The sequence below is a fragment of the Pantoea alfalfae genome, assembly GCF_019880205.1.
In the GTDB taxonomy this organism is placed as follows: domain Bacteria; phylum Pseudomonadota; class Gammaproteobacteria; order Enterobacterales; family Enterobacteriaceae; genus Pantoea; species Pantoea alfalfae.
Genome location: NZ_CP082292.1, coordinates 2,744,701 through 2,767,936 on the forward strand (window position 1 = coordinate 2,744,701; position 23,236 = coordinate 2,767,936).

Consider the following 23,236-nt stretch of genomic DNA (forward strand, 5'->3'; position numbering starts at 1 on the left):
GGGCGTAGCAGGATGCGTCCGGGCTAATGGAGTAACTGCAACAGCAGCCAGCCGCTGGCCATTGACCAGGCCAGCAGAGGAAGGGAAAAGAGATGGAATTGCCACCAGACAGCTTTGTCTTTCGCCATGCGCAGTGCAATCAGGTTAGCAAGCGATCCCGGCAGCAGACCGAACCCGCCAATGTTGACGGCCCAGGCCAGCACATCCGTGGGCGGAACTTTTTGCAGCAGCAGAATTGTCGCCGGGACGTTGCTGATCACCTGAGACAGACCAATTGCCAGCAGATAGAGCGGTCCCTGGCCGAAATGCGTCACCGCATCGAAGTGCGCCTGCATCACCGGCAGACGTGTCAGCAGGAAGACGTCAATAAACATGGCGATGAACACCGCCAGCAGGCTCCAGTCAATGCGCAGCAGCACCGGGCGTGCCATCACCAGGAAAATAGCGAGGATCAGCAGCAGTATCCAGCCGGTGATCTCCAGCTCAAGACCGGCGATAAACAGCAGGTACAACACGACGCTGACGATAAACAGCGGCTTCTGCCACTGCGGCTGTTCCGGGTTGTCATGCTTATCAATCGACCGCTTTGAAAAACTGAACCAGGTTAACGCCACCAGACTCAGCAGCAGCCAGGCGGCCAGCGGCAGCATCTGCACGATAAACGCCACCACGCTCAGCTTGCCGTGACTCCACAACAGAATGTTTTGCGGATTGCCAACCGGTGTCAGCAGCGATCCGGCATTAACCGCCAGCGCCTCAAAAATAATCAGTCGCGAGATAGGTAAACGGGAGAACTTACGCAGCGTCAGCGTCAGCGGAACCAGAATGAACAGCGCCACATCGTTGGTCAGAAACGTAGAGAGCAGCGCCGCTGCCAGCACCATAAAGAGTGCAAGCGCGCGTTCATGCCGGAAACGCGCAATCAGCCGTCCTCCCAGCACGTCAAAGTAGCCGCTGGTTTCCAGCCCTTTGGTCAGGATTAACAACCCGGTGAGCGTGATAATGGTATGCCAGTCTACGGCACCGGGCAGATCGGCCCAGCGGAAATCCGCCAGAAATGCCAGAACTACGCCAATCACGATTAATAAATGCAAAATAGAGTCATGCAAAAAAGATCGAAGCAGTTGAGGCATAGTGAGGGTACGCCTTAGCGTTAACGGGTTTCGGAGAACTTCTTAAATACAGCCAGCGTTTCATCACTGACGTGATGCTCAATACCTTCTGAATCGCGTCGGGCCGTTTCGGGACTGATGCCTAACGCCAGCAGAAAACTTTCAACGATATGATGACGGGCGCGGCTCTCCTCTGCCAGCTTCTCACCTTCACCGGTAAGGAAAACACCGCGATAAGGCACCTGCTCAACCAGCCCGGCACTGCCAAGCCGCTTCAGCATTTTCGCCACGGTAGGTTGCGAAACGCCCAGACGGGCCGCCATATCGACCTGACGCGCTTCGCCAAATTCACCAATCAAATCAGAGATTAACTCAACGTAGTCATCAATTAATTCCCGACGATGCGCTTCACGCACCTGCCGAAAACCTTCGACATGCTCTTCAATATCTTTCAGTGGTCCTTTTGGCGCAGAAACCACGCTTTTAGCACGACGACTCATTCAGCTTCCTCATTATTATTTCCCGTACTGACACTGCTATACGGATTTAGCTGCGCTCATTGTAAACCAGCCGCAAAGAAGCTCAAATTTTTCGTCATTAGGCTTGGCTAAACAATATAGCCAGTGCTATATTTGTTGATAATGTAAGCAGCAAAAAAGTGGGATCCTGGTTGATCCTCTGTTGCGCCGGTGTGATGACATTTCTCACCGCAGGCTGCTGACTACCGCGTCGACAATGATTGGGAGGTGATTCTATGAGCACCCTGAAATGTTGCTTAGATTGCAGCAAATGCTTCCAGGCTGAAAAGAAAACAACCACGGAGATGAAATCCTGGCTGTGCCTGCTGACGCGTTCCCCGTTCACACTGCGTCTGATGTTGATTGAGAAGCTCCTGGGCCATAAGCCTGCCGATCGTCGCTGCCAGCATCTGATCTGGCGCGGCTAATTCTGATTCAGCGCCTTTCAGCCAGCGGCTGAGAGGCTTACTTCCCTCTTTCCGCATCCCTTTTTCTTATTTGTCCACGAAATCTTTATGCCTTACGGCATTAACGACGATGGCTGGTTATCGGCAGTGGATAGCAGGAGTCATCAGAGAGCGATTCGCGGTGTAAGGCGGGATGGTAAAATCAGCACAATAAAAAACGGCCCACAAGGGGCCGTTTTTTTGCAGGTCAGCTAAGCTAAACTTAGAAGCTGTAACCTACGCCAGCAATCCAGGTGCCAACGTCAACGTTACGGATACGGCTCTGCTCGTAACCAACGTCCAGCGCGACGTCCTGAATTGGGTTAAACTGCAGACCTGCACCGTAAGAGAAGCCTACGTCGCTTGAATCAGTTTTAGCGCGTGATGCAGTATCGTTCTGCTGGAATTTACCATAGCCGATACCCACAACACCGTAGATGCTAGCCCAGTCGTTCAGACGGAAAGCTGGACCACCGGTCACACCGTAGTACTGGCCTTTATTATAGATGCCAGCTTCGGTACGATCTTTTTCAGTGTAGGTGAATGAACCGATCCAACCCAGTGGGTTAGAACCGTCTTCGTAGCGGTATTTCAGGTTGAAGCCGTTAGCTTTGTTAGCCACGCCCTGATAGTCGCTCTGAGCATAGCCACCAGTTACGGTGCTCTGTGCCATTGCTGAACCTGCAGATACTGCCAGTACACAGGCTAATGCTGAAAGACATGCAATTTTTTTCATAACCACCTCAAATGTGAAAATACTTCTCTCCTGACAACGCTGAAAATATAACAAAAAATAGCGAGAAACTCTGCCCGGATTTTGTTGTCTAACAGAAAGTTTGGTGTAACAGGAAGTTAATGCGACATCCTATGTCATTCATTTTTCTTATAAAATCCGTCATCTTTCTGCAATAATCATTTTGTGCTCATTTCGTTCTTTAAGTTAAATCCTAAAAAATCCTGACATTTCTTTACCTAAATGGCCCTGATTCTGGCCAAAATTTGCTCAGTTAAGTCAAATTTAAAACGCGATTCCGTGATTCTTTGCCCGCTATTTCCTTTACACTGGCTGACTCATTACGTTAATGACCAGGAAAAGTACACAGGATGTCTGCCTCTCCCGCTTCCAAAAATCTCGCCCCGATAGTCATGCCGATTGCCGTGCTACTGATTGCGATGTTGTCGCTGCAGGGCGGCGCTTCACTGGCAAAAAGCCTGTTTCCTTCTGTGGGTGCCACCGGGATTACCGCACTGCGCCTGGGCTTTGGTACCCTGATACTCTGTGTCATTTTCAAGCCCTGGCGTTTACGCTTCAGCCGGGAGCAGCGTCTGCCTCTCCTGATGTATGGACTGGCTCTGGGCACCATGAATTTTACGTTCTATCTGGCGATTCGTACCGTGCCACTGGGCGTGGCGGTGGGACTGGAATTTACCGGCCCGCTGGCGCTGGCGCTGTTTGGATCGCGTCGGCCGCTGGATTTTGTCTGGGTGTTGCTGGCGGTAATTGGCCTGTGGTTCCTGCTGCCGTTTGGTACAGAGATGACCGCGATTGATCCGCTGGGCGCAGCGCTGGCAGTGGGTGCAGGTGCCTGCTGGGCGATCTATATCCTGGCGGGACAACGGGCAGGTGCAGAGCATGGCCCCGCAACCGTCGCCATCGGTTCGCTGATTGCCTCAGTCATTTTTGTGCCACTCGGGCTGACGTTCGCCGAAAGCGGCATCTGGACATGGGCGGTTATGCCAATCGCGTTGCTGGTCGCACTGCTTTCCAGCGCCATTCCCTATTCCCTTGAGATGATCGCCCTTACCCGCTTACCGGCGCGCATTTTCGGTACACTGATGAGTCTTGAACCCGCCATGGCCGCCTTTTCCGGCATGCTGTTTCTGGGGGAAACCCTGACCGGGCTTCAGTGGCTGGCGTTGCTGGCCATCATCATCGCCTCAGCAGGCTCAACACTGACTATGCGCCCGAAAAAGAGTCAGTTAAGCAGCGTTGAATTATCAGACGATAGGCATTAATAAGCGATTTCAGCCCGTACGCTGGCGGGCGAAATAACAATCATGCTCAGCATGAGAATTATTCTTAAACGCTGCGATTTACGGTTCATCCTATTTTGAAACAGTCACTTACCTGCTATTTACAATTTAGTATAACTTTATGATTTAGATGGCTATTTAATAATATTTATATTTTAACATAGCTTTAACCTTACCCGCACAGCCCTGCTTTTAAAAAAGACTGACACTATTTCATCCATCGTCAAAGTCGTTTCTGCAAAGCTGAAAAGCGCTGCTATACTTATCCCGTACTTGATTAGGACAACCATCAAAGAGAGGACTGAAACGATGAGTACCGCTAAATTGGTTAAAACGAAATCTTCTGACCTGATTTATACCCGCAACGACGTGGCCGAAGATGAGAAGAAAGCCACCATCGCGGTGTTGAACCGTCTGGTAGTCGAGTTTATTGACCTGTCATTGATCACTAAGCAGGCGCACTGGAACATGCGCGGTGCTAACTTCATTGGTGTGCATGAGATGCTGGATGGCTTCCGCACCACGATTACTGACCATCAGGATACCATTGCCGAGCGTGTGGTTCAGTTGGGCGGCGTGGCGCTGGGCACCACGCAGGTTGTAAATGACACGACTCCGCTGAAAAGCTATCCGCTGAATATTCACAGCGTGCAGGATCATCTTAAAGCACTGGCCGATCGTTACAGCGTTGTGGCGAATGATACCCGTAAAGCCATTTCAGAAGTTAAAGACGAAGATACCGCTGACATCTTTACTGCGGCATCGCGCGATCTGGACAAGTTCCTGTGGTTCATCGAAGCCAACATTGAATAACACGCAATGCACGCAATCAGGCGGGGAAACCCGCCTTTTTTACGTCTGTGTTAGTACAATTTTATGACCCTGTTAACAGTTCTTCCCTCCTCCGCTTCACAGCCTTAACATCTGAGGCACACTACCGATTGCACCAAAATAGCCACCTGCACCAAAGTTGAGCACCAATAGGGTGCAATGGCAGAATTAACTGCAAAATCGTGTCAGCTGTGTTATTTAACTTTCTGATTTCGCGGATTTTGCAAAGTTGGCATAATTCTTTCATATGACAAGCCGCAAACGCAGGCCCTGCCGCCTGGTAGTAAAAAAAGGAAAAATGATGAAGTCACTGTTAAAAGTTTCTGTGGCCGCGCTGGCGCTGGCCTTCTCCCTCTCCTCCACCGCAGCAGAAAAGAAGCTGGTCGTCGCTACTGATACCGCCTTTGTTCCGTTTGAATTCAAACAGGGTGACAAGTATGTCGGCTTTGATGTGGATCTATGGGATGCCATTGCGAAAGAGCTGAAGCTCGATTACACCCTGAAGCCAATGGACTTCAGCGGCATTATCCCTGCACTGCAAACGCGCAATGTCGATCTGGCACTGGCGGGCATCACCATTACCGAAGAACGTAAAAAAGCGATCGAGTTCTCTGATGGCTATTACAAAAGCGGTCTGCAGGTGATGGTGCGTAACAATGAAAACGACATCAAAGGCATCAGCGATCTGAACGGTAAAGTCGTCGCAGTAAAAAGCGGCACCGGCTCTGTGGAATATGCCAAAGCCAACATCAAATCGAAAGATCTGCGTCAGTTCCCGAACATCGACAGCGCCTACATGGAGCTGGGCACCAACCGTGCGGATGCCGTGCTGCATGACACGCCAAACATCCTTTACTTCATCCACACCGCCGGTAAAGGCCGCTTTAAAGCGGTAGGCGATTCAATTGAAGCGCAGCAGTATGGTATCGCCTTCCCGAAAGGCAGCGACGATTTACGTGAGAAGGTAAACGGCGCACTGAAAACCCTGAAAGAGAACGGCACCTACAACACGCTTTATAAAAAATGGTTCGGCACCGAACCTAAATAATAATTTGCCCGTTATCTGATTTCAGCAGGGAAACTTTTTCCCTGCTTTTTTCCATCGCAACATATCTGGAGTGACACTATGGAGTTTGACTGGAGCGTCATCTGGCCCGCCATGCCAGCGCTGCTCGAAGGCGCCAAACTGACCTTAATTATCTCAATCATTGGCCTGGTTGGCGGCCTGTTTATCGGGCTGGTGGCCGGTTTTGCCCGCGCTTACGGTGGCTGGATCACCAATAACATCGCACTGGTGTTTATCGAAATCATCCGCGGCACCCCTATCGTGGTGCAGGTGATGTTTATTTACTTTGCGCTGCCGATGGCATTTCCTGACCTGCGTATTGATCCTTTCACCGCCGCAGTGGTGACCATCATGATTAACTCTGGTGCTTATATTGCCGAGATCACCCGTGGTGCCGTGCTGTCGATCAACAAGGGATTTCGTGAAGCCGGACTGGCACTTGGCCTGTCGAGCCGCGAGACGCTGCGCTACGTGATTATGCCGCTGGCACTGCGTCGTATGCTGCCGCCGCTGGGCAACCAGTGGATTGTCAGCATCAAAGATACCTCACTATTTATCGTTATCGGCGTGGCTGAACTGACACGTCAGGGTCAGGAGATTATTGCCGGTAACTTCCGCGCTCTGGAAATCTGGAGCGCCGTCGCGATCATCTATCTGGTGATTACGCTGGTGTTGAGCTTTGTGCTACGCCGCATTGAGAAAAGGGTGAAAATCCTGTGATTGAGTTTAAAGATGTCTCCAAGCATTTTGGCCAGACCCAGGTGCTGCACAATATCGATCTGAAGATTAACCAGGGTGAAGTGGTGGTGATTATCGGCCCATCCGGTTCCGGTAAATCGACGCTGCTGCGCTGCATTAACAAGCTGGAAGAGATCACCAGCGGCGAGCTGATTGTTGATGGCCTGCGCGTTAACGATCCGAAAGTCGATGACCGCCTGATCCGTCAGGAAGCCGGTATGGTGTTTCAGCAGTTTCATCTGTTCCCACAGATGAGTGCGCTGGACAACGTCGCCTTTGGTCCCATCCGGGTGCGCGGTGCCAGCAAAGAGGCCGCACGCCAGCTGGCGAGAGAGCTGCTGGGCAAAGTAGGCCTGGCAGAGCGTGCACACCACTTCCCGTCTGAGCTGTCTGGCGGCCAGCAACAGCGTGTGGCGATCGCCCGCGCGTTGGCGGTGAAGCCGAAGATGATGCTGTTTGATGAGCCAACCTCTGCGCTGGACCCGGAGCTGCGTCACGAAGTCCTGAAAGTGATGCAGGATCTGGCGGAAGAAGGTATGACGATGGTGATTGTGACGCACGAAGTAGGCTTCGCACAAAAGGTCGCATCGCGTCTGATCTTTATCGACAAAGGCCGGATTGCGGAAGATGGCGATCCCGACAGCCTGATCAGCAATCCCCCCAGTGAACGTCTGCGCGAATTCCTGCAGCACGTCTCCTGATCAAAACGGGCCGCATCGCGGCCCGTTTTGATTGTTGGCAAAGTCTGCCCTGCCCAGCTGTGAGACCGAGGCTGCGAAGGAAACATGGGCAGATCGGAAAGTCGCTTAAACCATCCCTGGTCCCTCGGCCCGCGCGATTACGCACCTCATCCCTGAGGTGCGCCCGTAAACGGGCCAACGCGTTGCGTTGTTCAAAAAACGCCTGCCGTTTTTGTCCCAGGCGCGGGACGCTTTCCTCCTCTGCCCGTGTTCCCTGCGTTATTAGCTAATATGTTGCTGCCAGAGCAACCCTGATTGGGTTTGTCAGCAGTCTGAAACGGCCGTATCGCAGCCCGTCCTTTTTTCTCCGCAGATAGATTCCAGTTATGCGCGAAAAGAGATGCCTTAGCTTCCCAGGCGACTCAGCAGCTTGCTGCGCTGGGCGGCAGGCATAAAACTCCACGCCAGGAAGCGGCTCTGCTTCTGCCCCTGCGCCATATTCACCACCCGCAGCTCTGCGACGTCGAGCGCCTGCAGCTGTTTTTCCAGCGCCGGTAAATTCTCTTTGCGCGACACCAGTGAGGTAAACCAGCCAATCTGGCGACCAAACGCCACGCTCTCGGCGATCATCTTGCCGATGAACGCCTTTTCTCCACCGGGATACCACAGCTCATTGTGTTGCCCGCCAAAGTTAAGCGGCGCACTCTTATCCAGCCCAAGATTACGCACCTTACGCTGTGAACCCGAAACCGCCTCTTCCGCCGACGCGTGGAATGGCGGGTTACACATCACCGCACTGAAAAATTCATTTTTGCTGACCACACCCGCCAGCACCGCATCGCTGTTTTTCTGACGACGCAGACGGATCTGACGCGTCAGGCGCGGATTGGCTGCGACAATGCGATTAGCGGCTTTGATGGCGGCTTCATCAATTTCGGTACCGGTAAAGCGCCAGCCATATTCCGCCGCACCAATCAGCGGATAGATACAGTTTGCGCCGCAGCCAATATCCAGCACGTCCGCGGCCGGGATCGCGCCGTTGTTATCCAGTGCCAGCAGATCGGCCAGGTAGTGCAGATAATCGGCACGTCCTGGCACAGGCGGGCAGAGTGAGCCGGGCGTCAGTTGCCAGTCGATGTCATAAAAGAGTTTGATGAGCGCTTGGTTCAGCAGCATCACCGCCTCCGGGTCCGCGAAATCCACGGACTGCACGCCATAACCGTTAGGCCGGACTTTCGCCGCCAGCGGCGGATGGGCAGCGGTTAGCGCGGCAAAATCGTATTCGCCCTGATGGCGATTGCGGGCGTGGAAGGGCGACGTGCTGGCTGACTTTTTCATACGTTCTCTCAATTATTCAGGCGCGCGTACAATACGCTGTAGAGGGCGGAAAATAAACCCGCACCATCCGCTTACCTCATTCCGGTTCCGTCGGGCGATGCTGTCGGGCTAAGATAGATAAAATCATCTGCCGGAGACGTTATGAGCCATAAACGCTATTCTTATCAGCCCCGTGCGGGCCACGGTCTGCCACACGATCCGCTGAACGCCATTATCGGGCCGCGCCCGATCGGCTGGATTAGCTCTGTCAGCACCAGCGGCCAGCGCAATCTTGCGCCTTACAGCTTTTTTAACTGCTTCAACTATCATCCGCCGATTATCGGTTTCGCCAGCAGCGGCTGGAAAGACAGCGTCCGGAATATTGCAGAGACTAAAGAGTTTGTCTGGAATCTGGCGACCCGTCCGCTGGCCGAAGCGATGAATGAAAGTTCCGCATCGCTCCCTGCCGATCAGGACGAGTTTGCCTTTGCCGGATTAACCTCGCTGGCGGCTTCCCAGGTCAGCGCCAGCCTGGTGGCGGAAAGCCCGGTCAACTTCGAGTGCCGCCTGACGCAGCTGATCCAGTTGCAGGATGCCAGCGGCACCCTGCTCGACAGCTGGCTGGTGATGGGCGAAGCGGTGGCGATTCACATCGATGAATCGCTGCTTGAGGAGGGCATTTATCAGACCGCCAAAGCTGAGCCAATCCTGCGTGCAGGCGGCCCCAGCGCCTATTACGGCATCAGCGAAGCTCAGCGCTTTGATTTAGTCCGTCCGGACGCCCGCCGCAGGTAATCTCACTCCACAAGCGCATCGGCCCGGTGCGCTTTGATCTGCGCCAACGCGCGGGCGATGTCGGGGGCCAGCCAGCGATCCTGCTGCCAGCGATCAACCACCTGCCTTGACAGTAGCCAGGCGCGGCCAGGACGGGATTCGGCAAGCAGAAAGGCGCGGTTCGACAGCAACGTCAGCAGCAGGTAACAGGCTCCGCCCACCAGGTAAAAGGAGAAGTAGTCACGGGTCGAACCGGCCGCTATCTGGCTGGCCCGCATTAGCCCGACAATGCCGGTCACCGACACCAGCGCCGAATCTTTCAGGCTCATCTGCCAGACGTTTGACAAGCCGGGCAGCGCATAGCGCGCCACCTGCGGCAGCAGAATGCGTTGGCGGATGCGCCAGCGCGGCATGCCAATCGCGACAGCGGCTTCAATCTCCCCTTTCGCCAGGGCCAGCCGCGTGGCGCGATAGACTTCCGCCTGATAAGAGCCGGAGATAAGCCCGATAGCCAGCGCCCCGATCAGAAATGGTGGCGCTTCGATAAAGCCGTCCGCGCCAGACAGGCAGCGCTCCCCTGCACCCGATTAGCGCAGCGATGCACCAGGGCGGCGCATCGCTGATTTATTGCGGCCTGGCCTGCGCCAGCATGGTATGGATCATCGCCTTCAACACTTTTTGTAGCTCTGCGGCACGCGCCTGCTGCCAGGCATAAGGCGGGGTTTCATCCATGTAGTTCAGCTGCGCCAGCTCCAGCTGAACCGCCTCGATCTGCTGCTGTGGCTGGCCATAAGCGCGGGTGATGTAACCGCCTTTAAAGCGTCCGTTGAGCACCCAGCTGTAGTCGTGCTGGGCGGCGCACACCGCCTCTATGGCCGCGCTCATTTCAGGCGTGCAGCTCGCGCCGTCGTTGGTGCCGATGTTGATATCGGGCAGACGCCCCTCAAACAGGCGGGGAATTTCACTGGCAATGGAGTGGGCGTCAAACAGCAGCGCATAGCCGTGCTGCGCTTTGAGCCGCGCCAGCTCCTGCTGAATCTGCTGATGGTAAGGCTGCCAGATTTGATCGATGTAGCCCTGACGCGCCGTGACATCGGGCGTTTTGCCTGGTGCAAAGGTCGGCGTGCCGTCGAACAGGGTTTCCGGGAACAGACCGGTGGTGGCGGTGGTGTAAAGCGGCTGGTTGTCGGGCGGACGATTAAGATCGACTACAAAACGGGAATAGCGGCCAATTAACACACTGGCCCCGAGGTCACGCACAAAATCATACAGCAGCGGGATATGCCAGTCGGTGTCGGGCAGGCCGCGCGCGGCCGCGCTCAATCCGGCGTCCACCTCAGGCGTCAGTTCAGTACCGGCATGGGGAATGCTGACCAGCAGCGGCAGGCTGCCCTGGGAAAAATAGAAAGGGTTCATTGCGGTTCTCCACGATAGATAACGGTACAGGGCAGTTCACCACCCAGCCAGTAAACCAGTTCTGCCGGACGAGACAGCGGCCAGTGGACGAAGTTTGCCACTTTACCCGCCTCCAGCGAGCCGTGACTCTCCGCCAGCCCCAGCGCTTTAGCTCCCCACAGCGTGACGCCCGCCAGCGCCTCCTCCGGCGTCATGCCAAACAGCGTGCAGCCCATGTTGAGCATCAGACGCAGCGACAGCGCAGGTGAGGTGCCAGGATTGGCATCGCTGGCCAGCGCCATCGGCACACCGTGGCGACGGAAGAGATCCACCGGCGGACGCTGAGTTTCGCGTAGCAGATAAAACGCACCGGGCAGCAGCACCGCCACGGTGCCATGCTGCGCCATCGCCCTGGCATCCTCTTCGGTGGCATATTCAAGATGGTCAGCTGAAAGCGCACCATAGCGGGCGGCCAGTGCGGCACCGCCCAGCGCTGAAAGCTGTTCCGCATGCAGTTTCACCGGCATATCCAGCGCCACCGCCCGGTCAAATACCCGCGCCACCTGCTCCGGGGAAAAGGCGAGATGCTCGCAGAAAGCATCTACAGCATCCGCCAGCCCCTGCGCCTGCGCCTGCGGCAGAAGACGGTCGCAGATGATATCGATCCAGCCATCCGGGTCATGCTTAAACTCCGGCGGAAAGGCATGCGCTGCCAGACAGGTGGCGTGGACATCGGCGGCCACGCTCTCTCCCAGCCGGCGAATCGCCCGTAGCATCCGCAGTTCGCTCTCTTCATCCAGACCATAGCCGGACTTAATCTCTACGGTGGTGACACCCTCTGCCAGCAGGCGATTAAGTCGCCAGCGGGCCGAAGCCACCAGTTCCTCTTCCGTCGCCGCGCGGGTGGCGCGCACGGTAGAGAGAATGCCCCCGCCCTGCGCGGCAATCTCTGCGTAGCTGACGCCATTCAGACGCTGTTCAAACTCCTGACTGCGGTCGCCGCCAAACACCAGATGGGTGTGACAATCCACCAGCCCCGGCGTCACGATACCGCCAGGCAGACGATGATGCTGATCGGCGACGAACGCGGGCATCTCCGCTTCAGGCCCGACCCACACCAGCCTGCCCGCCCGCACCACCAGTGCGCCCTGAGGTATCAGATGGTACTTTCCGTCACGCATGGTGACCAGGTCGGCCCCCGTCCACACCGCCTCTACGCGCATCTCTTCTGTCATCGCTGCCTCATGCCTCCGCCGTTTACACTGTGCTTCAAAGTATGTATATGTATATACAACCACATCCGATGAGGATCAACCATGGCGACTTTTTTTGCCCCACGCGCACTGCTGGCGGAGGGCTGGCAGCAGCAGGTCCGTATCACGGTCAATCAGGCCGGTTTTATCGACTCCCTTACCCCGGAAAGCCACGCGGATCAGGCTATCCGCCTCAACGGCGAGGTGATCCCGGCGATCGCCAACCTGCACTCGCACGCCTTCCAGCGGGCGATGGCGGGTCTGGCGGAAGTGGCAGGCGATCCACAGGACAGCTTCTGGACCTGGCGGGATCTGATGTACCGCATGGTGCAGCGTCTGACGCCAAAGCAGGTGGGTGATATTGCCGCTCTGCTCTATATCGAGATGCTGAAAGGCGGCTACACCCAGGTTGCAGAGTTTCATTATCTCCATCACGACCCCAGCGGCGCGCCCTATAGCGATGACACGATGCTGCAACAGCTGATTGAAGCAGCAGAGATCGCCGGTATCGGCCAGACCCTGCTGCCGGTGCTCTACAGCTACAGCGGCTTTGGCAGTCAGCCCGCGGCGGCGGGTCAGAAGCGTTTTATTCAGCAGACCGAACACTACCTGCAACAGCAGGCGCGGCTGGATGCGTGGCAGCAGCAGCGGCCCCTGCTGAACCGTGGTCTCTGTTTCCATTCGCTGCGGGCAGTAAGCGAAAGCCAGATGCACGAGGTGCTGGCGGCCAGCGATCCGGCGCTGCCGGTGCATATTCATGTGGCTGAACAGCAGAAAGAGGTCAATGACTCGCTGGCGTGGAGCGGCGAGCGCCCGGTAGCCTGGCTGCTGAACCGCTTTGCGGTAGATACGCGCTGGTGCCTGATCCACGCCACCCATCTGGATGAGAGCGAACTGTCGCGCCTCGCACAAAGCGGCGCGGTAGCGGGTCTCTGTCCGACCACCGAAGCCAACCTCGGCGACGGCATTTTCCCGGCGGTGGAGTATATCGCGCAGGGCGGACGCTGGGGCATCGGCTCCGACAGCCATGTCTCGCTGAGCGCTCAGGAAGAGCTGCGCTGGCTGGAGTATGCGCAGCGGCTGCGCGACCAGCGTCGTAACCGGATTACCCTGCCCGGCCAGCCGTCGGTGGGCGACCTGCTATGGCAACAGGCGGCAGCGGGTGGCGCTCAGGCGTGCGGCATTCAGCAGGGCACGCTGGCGGTGGGACAACGCGCCGACTGGCTGGTGCTGCGGGATGAGGCGTGGCTTGGCAGCGTGGGTTCACATGCGGTGCTGAACCGCTGGCTGTTTGCCGGACAGCGCGATCAGATTCGTGACGTTTACGTGGCCGGTAAAGCCGTGATTGAAGATGGGGTACATCCGCAGCAGGCTGCATGTGCCGCACGCTTTGCTCAGGCGATGGCGGCGCTGCGATGATCACCCTGTTCACTTACGAGGCGCTGGCGGTCAGCCGCTGGCGCAATGGTGGCGGCGAAACCCGCGAGATCATCAGCTTCCCGCCCGGCGCAGATCGCTTCGGCTGGCGCGCCAGTATTGCGACCCTGGCACAGGATGGTCCCTTCTCTGCTTTTCCGGAGATCGATCGGGTGATTACCCTGCTGCATGGCGATCCGGTGTTATTAACCGCGCCTGACGTGCAGCATCTGCTGACGCCGCAAAAGCCCTGGGCATTTGCCGGAGAACTCGCCTTAACGGCGCAACTGCAGGGCAGCGTCAGCGAAGATTTTAATATCATGACGCGGCGCGGTGAATGGCAGGCCACGGTTGAAGTGGTTGCCGCGCCGGTCAGTAGTCTGCATGGCGTCGCCTGGGTGCTGGCAGGCGCATGGCAGACCGCGGACGGAGAAAGGCTGAGTGCGCAACAGGGCGCGTGGTGGGTCGATGTAGAAACAGTACTCAGCCCGTGCGAGCCGGATGCGCGGCTGCTGTTTACCCGACTTAGCGCCTATCCCGGCACGCGTAATGGTTGCAGGTAGTCTGGACACGGACAGCGCGGAACAAGCAGGCGTACACGTAGTACGTGAGGATGACTCGCTGCGCTCGCCTCTTCAGGGCCGCACTTCAGGGCGTTCAGGTTGCTAAAGCAGCCTGTGTGAGCACTGCCCAGGTGCAGACTGACAAATAAAATAGCCTGATGGGCTCGGCTCTTAACCGTGTCCTCTGAAGCGGCCCATTAGTTTGTAACGTGAGCCGGGATAGAGCAGTCGCGCATAGGTGACGATTTTCGTGTCGCTCCAGGTCTGACGGCGAATCAGCAGGCAGGGTTCATGTTCATCCAGCGACAAATGTTTACGCTGACGCGCATCGGGGAGCACCGCTTCAACAATGTGCTCACCTGCCGTTAGCGGCGCGACCCGCATCAGATAGGTATAGGGCGTCATCTGCTGATAATCCTGCGTCAGGTAGTCGGGCGCGACCAGCGGATTGACCAGACGGTCCTCAAGCTGCACCGGCAGATCATTTTCGTAATGCACAATCAGCGAATGGTAAAGCGTCTGTCCTGTGGTGAGCCCCAGCACGGCTGCCTGCTCAGGATCGGCTTTGTCCTGGCCGATGGCGAGAATTTTACAGCTATGCTGATGGCCGCGCTGAGCGATCTCATCAGCGATGTTATGCACCTCCAGCATAGCGGTGTAACCTTTCATCTCCGCCACGAAGGTGCCGACGCCCTGCATCCGCACCAGAAAACCTTCGCTGGTCAGTTCGCGCAGCGCCCGATTAATGGTCATGCGGCTGACGCCCAGCTCATTCACCAGTTCACTTTCTGAAGGCACACGCTGATTCGCTTTCCACAGCCCTTCACGGATCTGGCTGACGATGGCCTGCTTCACCCGCTGATAAATCGGGGCGGGCTCATCGCTCATTGCCGCCGCCAGTTGTGCCAGTGCCGTATGCTCGACCATTTGCTGTTCCTTATGCTGAAAGTCCCTTAAGTTTACTGTCTCACTGCGTGAATGTATATACATCCAGTAGCGCGCGCCGTGCCCCACTGGTGCAGTCTGCGCATCCTGATGGTGCACTCTCTCAGTCGCGTTTAACCCGCGACCCGCGCCGGGCGGACATTCGATTTTTGTGATCGGTCTGGCACGGCACTTGCTTAGTATGCTTGATTGTATAGACAAGCATAGACAAGAATTAACGCTTATGTTTCACTCGCATTATTCCGCTGGTTCAGGGCAAGGAAAGCAGCTTAGCCACGCCAGCACACTTGTATAGACAGGAGTAGACTATGTCAGGTTCGTTTCAGGCATTGCGCCTGGTGCCCGGCGAGGTGGACCTCGCCACATTACGCGCTATCTATCAGGGTAACGTCACGCTGAGTCTTGACGACAGTGCGCGTCAGGCGATTGCGGCGGCGCAGCAGACCGTGGAGACGATTGTCGCCTCCGGCAACGTGGTGTATGGCATTAATACTGGCTTTGGCAAGCTGGCGCAGACGCAAATACCGGCCAGCCGGCTGGCGGATCTGCAGCGCAATCTGGTGCTGTCACACAGCGTTGGTCTGGGCGATCTGCTGCCCGACAATGTCACCCGTCTGGTCGTCGCCACCAAAATCATCAGCCTGGCGCGCGGTCACTCTGGTGTGCGTATCGAACTGGTTGAGGCACTGCTGGCGCTGTTCAACGCCGGCGTGATGCCCTGTATTCCGGAAAAAGGCTCGGTCGGCGCCTCCGGCGATCTGGCACCGCTGGCGCACATGTCGCTGATGCTGCTGGGCGAAGGTCAGGTGCGGGTCAATGGCACGCTGATCCCGGCAACAGAGGGACTGGCAAGCGTGGGCCTGTCGCCATTTGTGCTCGGTCCGAAAGAGGGTCTGGCGCTGCTCAACGGCACCCAGGTTTCGACTGCACTGGCGCTGCGCGGCCTGTTCGAGTGTGAAAACCTGTTTGCCGCCGGTCTGATGGCGGGTGCGCTGTCGCTGGAAGCGATCAAAGGCTCGCTGAAACCGTTCGATGCCCGCATCCACAAGGCGCGCGGCCAGCAGGGCCAGATTGCGGTCGCAGCGGCCGTCAGCACCCTGATTGAAGGCAGTGAAATTCTGCAGTCGCATACCCATTGCGGCCGCGTTCAGGATCCCTACTCCATCCGCTGCGTGCCCCAGGTAATGGGTGCCTGCCTGGACAACGTCAGCCACGCGGCGCGGATTCTGGAAATCGAAGCGAACGCCGCCTCGGACAACCCGCTGGTATTCAGCGACAGCGGCGATGTGATCTCCGGCGGCAACTTCCATGCTGAGCCGGTGGCCTTTGCTGCTGACATTCTGGCGCTGGCGATTGCCGAAGTCGGCGCCATCTCTGAACGGCGACTGGCGCTGCTGCTGGACAGCGGCTTATCCGGCCTGCCCCCCTTCCTGGTGCGTGACGGCGGCGTAAACTCCGGCTTTATGATCGCTCAGGTCACCGCCGCCGCGCTGGCTTCTGAGAACAAATCGCTGGCCCATCCGGGTAGCGTCGACAGTCTGCCCACCTCTGCGAATCAGGAAGATCACGTCTCAATGGCGACCTACGCCGCGCGCCGTCTCGGCAGCATGTGCTTTAACAGCGCCGCCGTGGTGGGTATCGAGGCGATGGCTGCCGCGCAGGGTATTGAATTTAACCGGCCGCTCAAAAGCTCCTCGCTGATTGAGCAGGCCATCGACACCATCCGCGAGCAGGTCGCCTTCCTTGAAGACGATCGTCTGCTGGCGCCCGATATCGAGGCAATGCGTCAGTGGGCAAGTCGCGCTGACTGGCCTCAGGCATTGACCGCGCTGCTGCCGAGCATGCGCCCAACTTCTTGAATTAAGGAATCCTTCATGAGCGAAACTCTTTCTCAGGCTGTGGCACGTGAGATTCGTGCACCACACGGCACTACGCTGCACTGCGCCAACTGGCTGATTGAAGCGGCTTACCGCATGATTCAGAACAACCTCGACCCCGATGTCGCCGAACGTCCGGAAGATCTGGTGGTGTACGGCGGCATTGGTAAAGCGGCACGCAACTGGGAGTGCTTCGAGCAGATCCTGCGTTCGCTCCGGGCGCTGCAGCCGGATGAGACGCTGCTGATCCAGAGCGGCAAGCCGGTCGGCATCTTCCGCACACACGCGGATGCGCCGCGCGTGCTGCTGGCGAACTCCAACCTGGTGCCGCACTGGGCGACCTGGGCTCACTTCCATGAGCTGGATAAAGCGGGTCTGATGATGTACGGCCAGATGACCGCCGGTTCCTGGATCTACATCGGTGCGCAGGGCATCGTGCAGGGCACCTATGAAACCTTTGTGGAAGCGGGCCGTCAGCACTACAACAACGACCTGAGCGGACGCTGGATCCTCACCGCCGGACTGGGCGGCATGGGCGGCGCACAACCGCTGGCGGGTGTACTGGCCGGAGCCTGTGTGCTGGCAATTGAGTGCCAGGAGTCACGCATCGATTTCCGTCTGCGTACCCGTTACGTGGACTACAAAGCCACCACGCTGGATGAAGCGCTGGCGTTAATCAGCGAAGCCACCGCCGCCAAAAAAGCGATTTCGGTCGGCCTGCTGGGTAATGCCGCCGAAATCCTGCCGGAGCTGGTGAAACGCGCTCAGGCGGGCGGACCAAAGCCGGACATCGTGACCGACCAGACGTCGGCGCACGACCCGATTAATGGCTATCTGCCGATTGGCTGGGATCTGGCGCGCTGGCAGCAGGAGCGCGTCTCACAGCCGAAGGCGGTAGAAAAAGCGGCGCGCGCCTCAATGGCGGTTCATGTCCAGGCGATGCTCGACTTCTGTCATATGGGCATCCCGACTGTGGATTACGGCAACAACATTCGTCAGGTCGCGCTGGATGAGGGTGTCAGCAACGCGTTTGATTTCCCTGGCTTTGTGCCAGCCTATATCCGTCCGCTGTTCTGCGAAGGCAAAGGCCCGTTCCGCTGGGTCGCGCTCTCGGGCGATCCGGAAGATATCTACAAGACCGACGCGAAACTCAAAGAGCTGTTCCCGCACCATAAAACGCTGCATCGCTGGCTGGATATGGCGCAGGAGCGCATCGCCTTCCAGGGCCTGCCTGCCCGCATCTGCTGGCTGGGACTGGGTGAACGGCATCTTGCCGGTCTGGCATTCAACGAAATGGTCCGCAACGGCGAGCTGAAAGCGCCGGTGGTCATTGGCCGCGACCATCTCGACTGCGGCTCGGTCGCCTCTCCTAACCGTGAGACCGAAGCGATGAAAGATGGCTCAGATGCGGTATCAGACTGGCCGCTGCTCAACGCCCTGCTGAATACCGCAGGCGGCGCAACCTGGGTCAGCCTGCATCATGGCGGCGGTGTCGGCATGGGCTTCTCACAGCACTCCGGCGTGGTGATTGTCTGTGACGGCAGCAAAGAGGCCGATGCCCGTCTGGGTCGCGTATTATGGAACGACCCGGCCACCGGTGTGATGCGTCACGCCGACGCAGGGTATGAACTGGCGCAGCAGTGCGCGGCTGAACATGGCCTGAACCTGCCCATGCAGAAGTAATCCGTTGACTGGGGCGAGCAGCAGCTTGCCCCCTTTCTCGCCCGCTATTTCCTTCTTACCCCCTGGCATAAACATCACTTCCTTATTACTTATTCCATTTTGATTTAGCCTATAGCCAGATTTAGTCCTGACGGCGATAGACGCCGCATCACCCGACCACTAAAGTGAAATCTTCTCATTCTGTATGGAGCGCGACTCTGCATGACCCTTTCCCCTGCCCTGCTTGAAGATGCCCTGCGCTGGCGCCGTGAGTTTCATCGCCACCCCGAATTAGGTTACCAGGAACAGCAAACCAGCCAGTTTATTGCGGAAGAGTTAGCGCGGGCGGGTTTACAGGTGTTCCGTGGCCTGGCGGGCACCGGCGTCATCGGCACACTGGAAAACGGTCCCGGCCCGGTTATCGGGCTGCGTGCAGATATGGATGCGCTGCCGATTACGGAAAAAGGTGATGCTGAGTGGCGTTCTGCGACGCCAGGCGTGATGCACGCCTGTGGCCACGACGGTCATAGCGTCATTCTGCTGGCTGCCGCCCGCCAGCTGGCCGCCACACGTCAGTTCAGCGGCACGGTGCATTTCATCTTTCAGCCTGCCGAAGAGAATCTGGGCGGGGCACGCAGAATGGTGGAAGAGGGACTGTTCCAGCGCTTTCCGATGGATGCGATCTACGCCATGCATAACTGGCCGGGACTGCCGCTCGGCTCACTGGCGGTGAACCCTGGCGCGATGATGGCGTCGCTGGATTCGTTTGAAATTACGCTGCACGGCAAAAGCTGCCACGCGGCGATGCCGGAAAGCGGTGCCGACCCGATGGTGGTAGCAGCCGAGCTGATTCTGGCGCTGCAGACCATTCCGTCTCGCCGGCTCTCGCCGCTGGCGTCAGCCGTGGTCAGCGTGACGCAGATTCACGGTGGTGAAGCGATTAACGTCATCCCGGAGCAGATTGTTTTACGCGGCACGGTGCGCTGCCTGCAGACCAGCGTGCGCGAAAAAGTGCGCGGGCTGATTGATGAGTTTGTCGCGACCCTGCCGCGTCCGTTTGGCGTGAGTGGTGAGATTGACTGGCTGCCGGGCTATCCGGTCACCGCCAACCATGTGGCACCGGCTGAGCAGGTGCGCGAGGTAGCGCTCTCAACACTGGGTGCTGAACAGGTTCACTGGCAGGTTAATCCGTCAATGGCGTCAGAAGATTTTGCCTGCATGATGGAAGCCTGTCCCGGCGCGTATTTCTGGCTTGGCGCGGACGGCGAAACGCCCTCCGCGCCGCTGCACAACGCCCGCTATGACTTCAACGACGCGCTGCTGCCAATTGGCATCCGTTTCTGGCAGGACCTGGTTGAACAGGCGCTGCCGGTAGCCTGAGTTAATACCCGGCGGCGAGGATCTGCTGCTCCGCCGCCGCCAGCGAGTCACACCGGCCGCTGGCGCGCAGGCAGCAGGCGAGCTGCAGTCGCAGTGACGCAGGCACCGGACGCTGCTGATTCAGCACCTCTTCGATCCAGCGCGCAGTGACTTCTGCCGTCTTGTCTGTCGGCAGTTCAACGGCCACTTCTGGCTGACGCTCAACCCACACTTCCGCTTCCGCGCCCGCCCCCTTAATCATACTGATCGCCGGGCAGCGCTGGGGATTCGCATAGACTTCCCCTTCAGTGCCATTGAGCAGTATCGCAGGCGCATCGATGTCGCTGAAGAATTTCGCCACACGCGGTACATACTCAGGATGCGAGACGCTGGACAACCGCAGCGCCGCCCGCTCCGCAAACGGCGTGGCCAGTTTTGCCAGCGTGTGCGCGCTGTTACGCACCCCCATCCGCCAGCGCAGCGAGAGCTGTTTCGCCATTGGCGGGCAGAGATGATCGATGGTGATAAATGCCAGGCCCTGATCGAGTTTCGCCTGCGCCGCCTCTGCGGTGGTGACGGGCGCAATGCCCAGCGCGGCAAACACCGCTTCACTGGTGATGCGTGTCGCGTCGTCGCTGACGCCGTGTACCAGCACCGGGAAGCCGACTTTCACCAGCAGCAGCGCCAGCAACGGCGTCAGATTCCCCTGGCGGCGTGCGCCGTTGTAGCTGGGGATCACCACAGGCATCGGACGATTTTCCGGCGCACGCAACTGCATCATCTGCGCCTGCATCGCCTGATAAAAGCCGCGCATTTCGGCTTCACCTTCGCCTTTAATGCGCAGCGCTATCAGAATAGCGCCCAGCTCCAGATCCGGTACTTCACCCGCCAGCATCGCGCCATAGAGCGCCACGGCAGTATCAAAGTCGATATCGCGGGCATGATTTTTACCGCGACCCACCTCTTTAATGATTTTATTCAGTTCCATCACTCGCTTCCGGTTAAGTGCGCGGCTCAGCGCCGCGTGGGACGGCGTTTACGCACGGTATGCTTTGGCACCACGATGGCCGGTATCGCTGCCGGCTCTGGCGTTTCCGGCTGCTCAATCGGGAAGATCGGCAGTGCGGCTAACAAGCGGCTGCCGTAGGCTTTGCTCAGCAGACGGCGGTCGTAAATCACGATTTCGCCATAGCATTGATGGCTGCGAATCAGGCGTCCGACCTGTTGAATCAGGGTAAATGAGGCGCTGGGTAAACTCTGCACCTCAAACGGATAGCGCTTCAGGCTTTTCAGCCATTCGCCTTCGGTCAAAATTACCGGACTGTCCACCGGGGGAAAAGCGATTTTGTGGATATGCACCTGACTCAGCAGATCGCCTTTGAGATCCAGCCCCTCAGCAAACGACTGCAGGCCAATCAGAATGCTGGTGTCACCTTTGGTAACGCGCTGACGGTGCAAATCCACCAGGCGGCTGCGCGGCTGATCGCCCTGCACCAGCATCGAGAGCCGCAGGTCTGGCAGACAGGCGACAAACTGCTGCATCGCCCGGTTGCTGGCAAACAGCACCAGCACGCCTTTATGCTTTTTCTCCGCCATCTGCTGACGGAAGAAACCGGCCATCTCGGCGATGTGCTCCGCTTCGTGCGCCATCAGCGGCTCAAGTCGCATCTGCGGGATCACCAGCTTGCCCTGCTCCACATGGTTAAACGGTGAGTCGAGCGCCACAAAGCGGTCGCCCGCTTTTTCGCTAAGCCCTGACATCTCCTGCAGGCGGTTAAAACTGTTGAGCGATCGCAGCGTGGCGGAGGTGACCACCACATGCGGAATTTTGCGCCACAGCATTTTCTCCAGCTGGTCGCTGACGCGGATGCCGGCGCAGTGGAACAGCAGATGCGCCTGACCTTCGCGCAGCTCGCGGGTAATCCACTTCGATACCGGCGCGCCAGAGGCTTTTTCCATTGCCGCCAGCCGCCAGAGTTTGCTGATTGATTCGAACCAGCCAAACTGACGATTGAGCTGGAGCAGGTTGCGATGCAGCCGCACCATATCGACCTTGCCGGTCTGCTCACTCAGCGCATTAATCAGGCCTTCACTCAGTCCCCGCAGGGCATCGCTGAGTTTGAACAGCCGGGCGCAGAGATCCAGCAGCTCCTGCGGCAGCGCACCCAGCACAAAGCGGTATTCGCCCGGCTGGTTATTCGGCGGCAGCAGCGGATTCAGCGCCTGCGCGGTGATGGTCAGCAGTTCGCGCAGCTCATCACAGTGTGCTTTCAGTCGCTCAGGATTAGCCAGCGGCGGCGGCGACTTCGGCCGCATCTGCGTCATGATGCTCTCAACCAGCTTGATAAACAGGTCAAGCTGCAGGCTGCTCCAGCCCGGCGTGATGTCGGCGCTCATCTCCAGCGCATCGCGGGCCACTTCCGGCAGGTGATGTCCTTCATCCAGTACCAGCATCAGGTTTTTAGCGGGCGGCAACACTGACTCATTCTCCATCGCCGCCATCACCAGCGCATGGTTCGCCACCACCACATCCACCTGCTCGATTTCACGCCGCGCCACAAAGAACGGACATTCACGATACCAGTGGCAATGCGAACCCAGACAGCTCGCTTTGTCGGTGGAGAGGCGCTGCCAGAGGCTGTCGCTGACGTTCTCCTCGCTGTGATCGCGCAGGCCATCCCACTGGTAGCGATCCAGTGACTTCTGTAAGCGACCACACTGCGTCTGTTCTTCTTTGGTACTACTGACGGCGTCATCATCCAGATAAAGCAGCAGATCGCCCTGCTGATCGTCATCGGCCGCCATCGCCGCCAGATTGCGCGGACAGACATAGCGCCCGCGGCCAAACGCGGCGGTAAAAGTGAGATCGGGGATGATTTTCTTCAGCAGCGGCAGATCTTTCGTGAAGATTTGATCCTGCAGCGCCACGTTGGCGGTGCTGATCACCAGCTGCTTTTCCTGAGCGCGGCTGGCTGCGATGCCCGGAATCAGATAAGAGAGGGTTTTGCCCACGCCAGTCGGTGCTTCGACCGCCAGATGGCGCGCGTCGTCACCCGCCAGGCATTTCGCTACTTCAGCGATCATCTGGCGCTGCGGCGCACGTGGAATGAAATCAGGCACCTGCTGCTGAAGCGCTTTATACCACTGCGCTATCTGGCTTTTTACTGCGGCTGTCAGGGCCATGATTTGCGTTACCACACCGAAAAAATGGCCTGTATTTTTACACAGTATCCTGGCGGCGTCAGCTTTC

Annotated in this window: 21 protein-coding genes and 1 pseudogene; 12 read left to right on the forward strand and 10 right to left on the reverse strand. The window is 57.7% G+C overall.

Annotated features, from left to right (window positions below):
* Positions 1–23 precede the first annotated feature (23 nt).
* Both K6R05_RS12895 and mntR read right to left on the reverse strand, forming a co-directional pair.
* On the reverse strand, positions 24–1,133 hold the full coding sequence (locus K6R05_RS12895) for an SLC13 family permease (RefSeq protein WP_161736765.1): 1,110 nt from the start codon (positions 1,131–1,133) through the stop codon (positions 24–26).
* Positions 1,134–1,153: 20 nt separating this feature from the next.
* Positions 1,154–1,612, reverse strand: coding sequence for a manganese-binding transcriptional regulator MntR (gene mntR / locus K6R05_RS12900; RefSeq protein WP_010254350.1), 459 nt, complete (start codon positions 1,610–1,612; stop codon positions 1,154–1,156).
* A 254-nt stretch (positions 1,613–1,866) separates the two neighbouring features.
* Between mntR and K6R05_RS12905 the strand changes: the two genes are divergently transcribed.
* The gene (locus tag K6R05_RS12905) at positions 1,867–2,058 is read left to right on the forward strand and encodes a hypothetical protein (protein WP_161736764.1); all 192 of its coding nucleotides are present in this window, start codon (positions 1,867–1,869) and stop codon (positions 2,056–2,058) included.
* 241 nt (positions 2,059–2,299) lie between these two features.
* Here the strand turns inward: K6R05_RS12905 and ompX are convergent, their stop codons facing one another.
* Entirely contained in the window at positions 2,300–2,812 is a 513-nt protein-coding gene (ompX, locus tag K6R05_RS12910) for an outer membrane protein OmpX (protein WP_013357252.1), read from the reverse strand.
* A 368-nt stretch (positions 2,813–3,180) separates the two neighbouring features.
* On the opposite strand from ompX, the gene rhtA reads away from it, so the two are divergent.
* The 5 genes from rhtA (at position 3,181) to glnQ (ending at position 7,446) form a co-directional block, all read left to right on the forward strand.
* A complete protein-coding gene (gene rhtA, locus K6R05_RS12915) occupies positions 3,181–4,092 on the forward strand; it encodes a threonine/homoserine exporter RhtA (protein ID WP_222924293.1) in 912 nt (303 codons plus the stop codon).
* Positions 4,093–4,419: 327 nt separating this feature from the next.
* Positions 4,420–4,923, forward strand: a complete 504-nt coding sequence (gene dps, locus K6R05_RS12920) for a DNA starvation/stationary phase protection protein Dps (protein ID WP_033731968.1) — start codon at positions 4,420–4,422, stop codon at positions 4,921–4,923.
* A gap of 319 nt (positions 4,924–5,242) precedes the next feature.
* On the forward strand, positions 5,243–5,989 hold the full coding sequence (gene glnH, locus K6R05_RS12925) for a glutamine ABC transporter substrate-binding protein GlnH (RefSeq protein WP_090962721.1): 747 nt from the start codon (positions 5,243–5,245) through the stop codon (positions 5,987–5,989).
* A gap of 78 nt (positions 5,990–6,067) precedes the next feature.
* The gene (gene glnP / locus K6R05_RS12930) at positions 6,068–6,727 is read left to right on the forward strand and encodes a glutamine ABC transporter permease GlnP (protein ID WP_013357248.1); all 660 of its coding nucleotides are present in this window, start codon (positions 6,068–6,070) and stop codon (positions 6,725–6,727) included.
* Positions 6,724–7,446, forward strand: a complete 723-nt coding sequence (gene glnQ / locus K6R05_RS12935; RefSeq protein WP_010254327.1) for a glutamine ABC transporter ATP-binding protein GlnQ — start codon at positions 6,724–6,726, stop codon at positions 7,444–7,446. The genes glnP and glnQ overlap by 4 nt, the downstream gene beginning before the upstream one ends.
* A gap of 384 nt (positions 7,447–7,830) precedes the next feature.
* Here the strand turns inward: glnQ and rlmF are convergent, their stop codons facing one another.
* Positions 7,831–8,763 carry a 23S rRNA (adenine(1618)-N(6))-methyltransferase RlmF gene (gene rlmF / locus K6R05_RS12940; protein ID WP_222924294.1) on the reverse strand — a complete coding sequence of 311 codons (933 nt, stop codon included), beginning with the start codon at positions 8,761–8,763 and terminating at the stop codon, positions 7,831–7,833.
* Positions 8,764–8,904: 141 nt separating this feature from the next.
* On the opposite strand from rlmF, the gene K6R05_RS12945 reads away from it, so the two are divergent.
* Positions 8,905–9,537 carry a flavin reductase family protein gene (locus tag K6R05_RS12945; RefSeq protein ID WP_161736924.1) on the forward strand — a complete coding sequence of 211 codons (633 nt, stop codon included), beginning with the start codon at positions 8,905–8,907 and terminating at the stop codon, positions 9,535–9,537.
* A gap of 116 nt (positions 9,538–9,653) precedes the next feature.
* On the opposite strand, the pseudogene K6R05_RS12950 reads toward K6R05_RS12945, so the two are convergent.
* The 3 genes and pseudogenes from K6R05_RS12950 to hutI all read right to left on the reverse strand — a co-directional run.
* Positions 9,654–10,082: pseudogene (locus K6R05_RS12950) on the reverse strand (ABC transporter permease subunit); the annotation flags it as partial.
* Positions 10,083–10,140: 58 nt separating this feature from the next.
* Positions 10,141–10,932: an N-formylglutamate deformylase gene (hutG, locus tag K6R05_RS12955; protein WP_161736923.1), complete on the reverse strand. Its 792-nt coding sequence runs from the start codon at positions 10,930–10,932 to the stop codon at positions 10,141–10,143.
* Positions 10,929–12,146, reverse strand: coding sequence for an imidazolonepropionase (hutI, locus tag K6R05_RS12960; protein WP_222924295.1), 1,218 nt, complete (start codon positions 12,144–12,146; stop codon positions 10,929–10,931). Before hutI ends, hutG begins: the two co-directional genes overlap by 4 nt.
* Positions 12,147–12,227: 81 nt before the next feature.
* On the opposite strand from hutI, the gene K6R05_RS12965 reads away from it, so the two are divergent.
* The gene (locus tag K6R05_RS12965) at positions 12,228–13,583 is read left to right on the forward strand and encodes a formimidoylglutamate deiminase (RefSeq protein ID WP_222924296.1); all 1,356 of its coding nucleotides are present in this window, start codon (positions 12,228–12,230) and stop codon (positions 13,581–13,583) included.
* Positions 13,580–14,143 carry a HutD/Ves family protein gene (locus K6R05_RS12970; RefSeq protein WP_161736600.1) on the forward strand — a complete coding sequence of 188 codons (564 nt, stop codon included), beginning with the start codon at positions 13,580–13,582 and terminating at the stop codon, positions 14,141–14,143. The genes K6R05_RS12965 and K6R05_RS12970 overlap by 4 nt, the downstream gene beginning before the upstream one ends.
* A 171-nt stretch (positions 14,144–14,314) precedes the next feature.
* Here K6R05_RS12970 and hutC read toward each other — a convergent pair whose 3' ends face one another.
* Positions 14,315–15,070 (reverse strand): histidine utilization transcriptional repressor HutC, encoded by a 756-nt coding sequence (hutC, locus tag K6R05_RS12975; protein WP_222924297.1) that lies wholly within the window; start codon positions 15,068–15,070, stop codon positions 14,315–14,317.
* 326 nt (positions 15,071–15,396) lie between these two features.
* On the opposite strand from hutC, the gene hutH reads away from it, so the two are divergent.
* From hutH to K6R05_RS12990, 3 genes are all read left to right on the forward strand, one after another.
* Positions 15,397–16,947 carry a histidine ammonia-lyase gene (gene hutH / locus K6R05_RS12980; protein ID WP_161736590.1) on the forward strand — a complete coding sequence of 517 codons (1,551 nt, stop codon included), beginning with the start codon at positions 15,397–15,399 and terminating at the stop codon, positions 16,945–16,947.
* Positions 16,948–16,962: 15 nt separating this feature from the next.
* Positions 16,963–18,648, forward strand: coding sequence for a urocanate hydratase (hutU, locus tag K6R05_RS12985; protein ID WP_222924298.1), 1,686 nt, complete (start codon positions 16,963–16,965; stop codon positions 18,646–18,648).
* 201 nt (positions 18,649–18,849) lie between these two features.
* Positions 18,850–20,007 carry a M20 aminoacylase family protein gene (locus K6R05_RS12990; protein ID WP_222924299.1) on the forward strand — a complete coding sequence of 386 codons (1,158 nt, stop codon included), beginning with the start codon at positions 18,850–18,852 and terminating at the stop codon, positions 20,005–20,007.
* A 1-nt stretch (position 20,008) separates the two neighbouring features.
* Here the strand turns inward: K6R05_RS12990 and ybiB are convergent, their stop codons facing one another.
* On the reverse strand, positions 20,009–20,974 hold the full coding sequence (gene ybiB, locus K6R05_RS12995; protein ID WP_161736592.1) for a DNA-binding protein YbiB: 966 nt from the start codon (positions 20,972–20,974) through the stop codon (positions 20,009–20,011).
* Positions 20,975–21,000: 26 nt separating this feature from the next.
* The gene (gene dinG, locus K6R05_RS13000; RefSeq protein WP_161736593.1) at positions 21,001–23,169 is read right to left on the reverse strand and encodes an ATP-dependent DNA helicase DinG; all 2,169 of its coding nucleotides are present in this window, start codon (positions 23,167–23,169) and stop codon (positions 21,001–21,003) included.
* Positions 23,170–23,236: the final 67 nt, after the last annotated feature.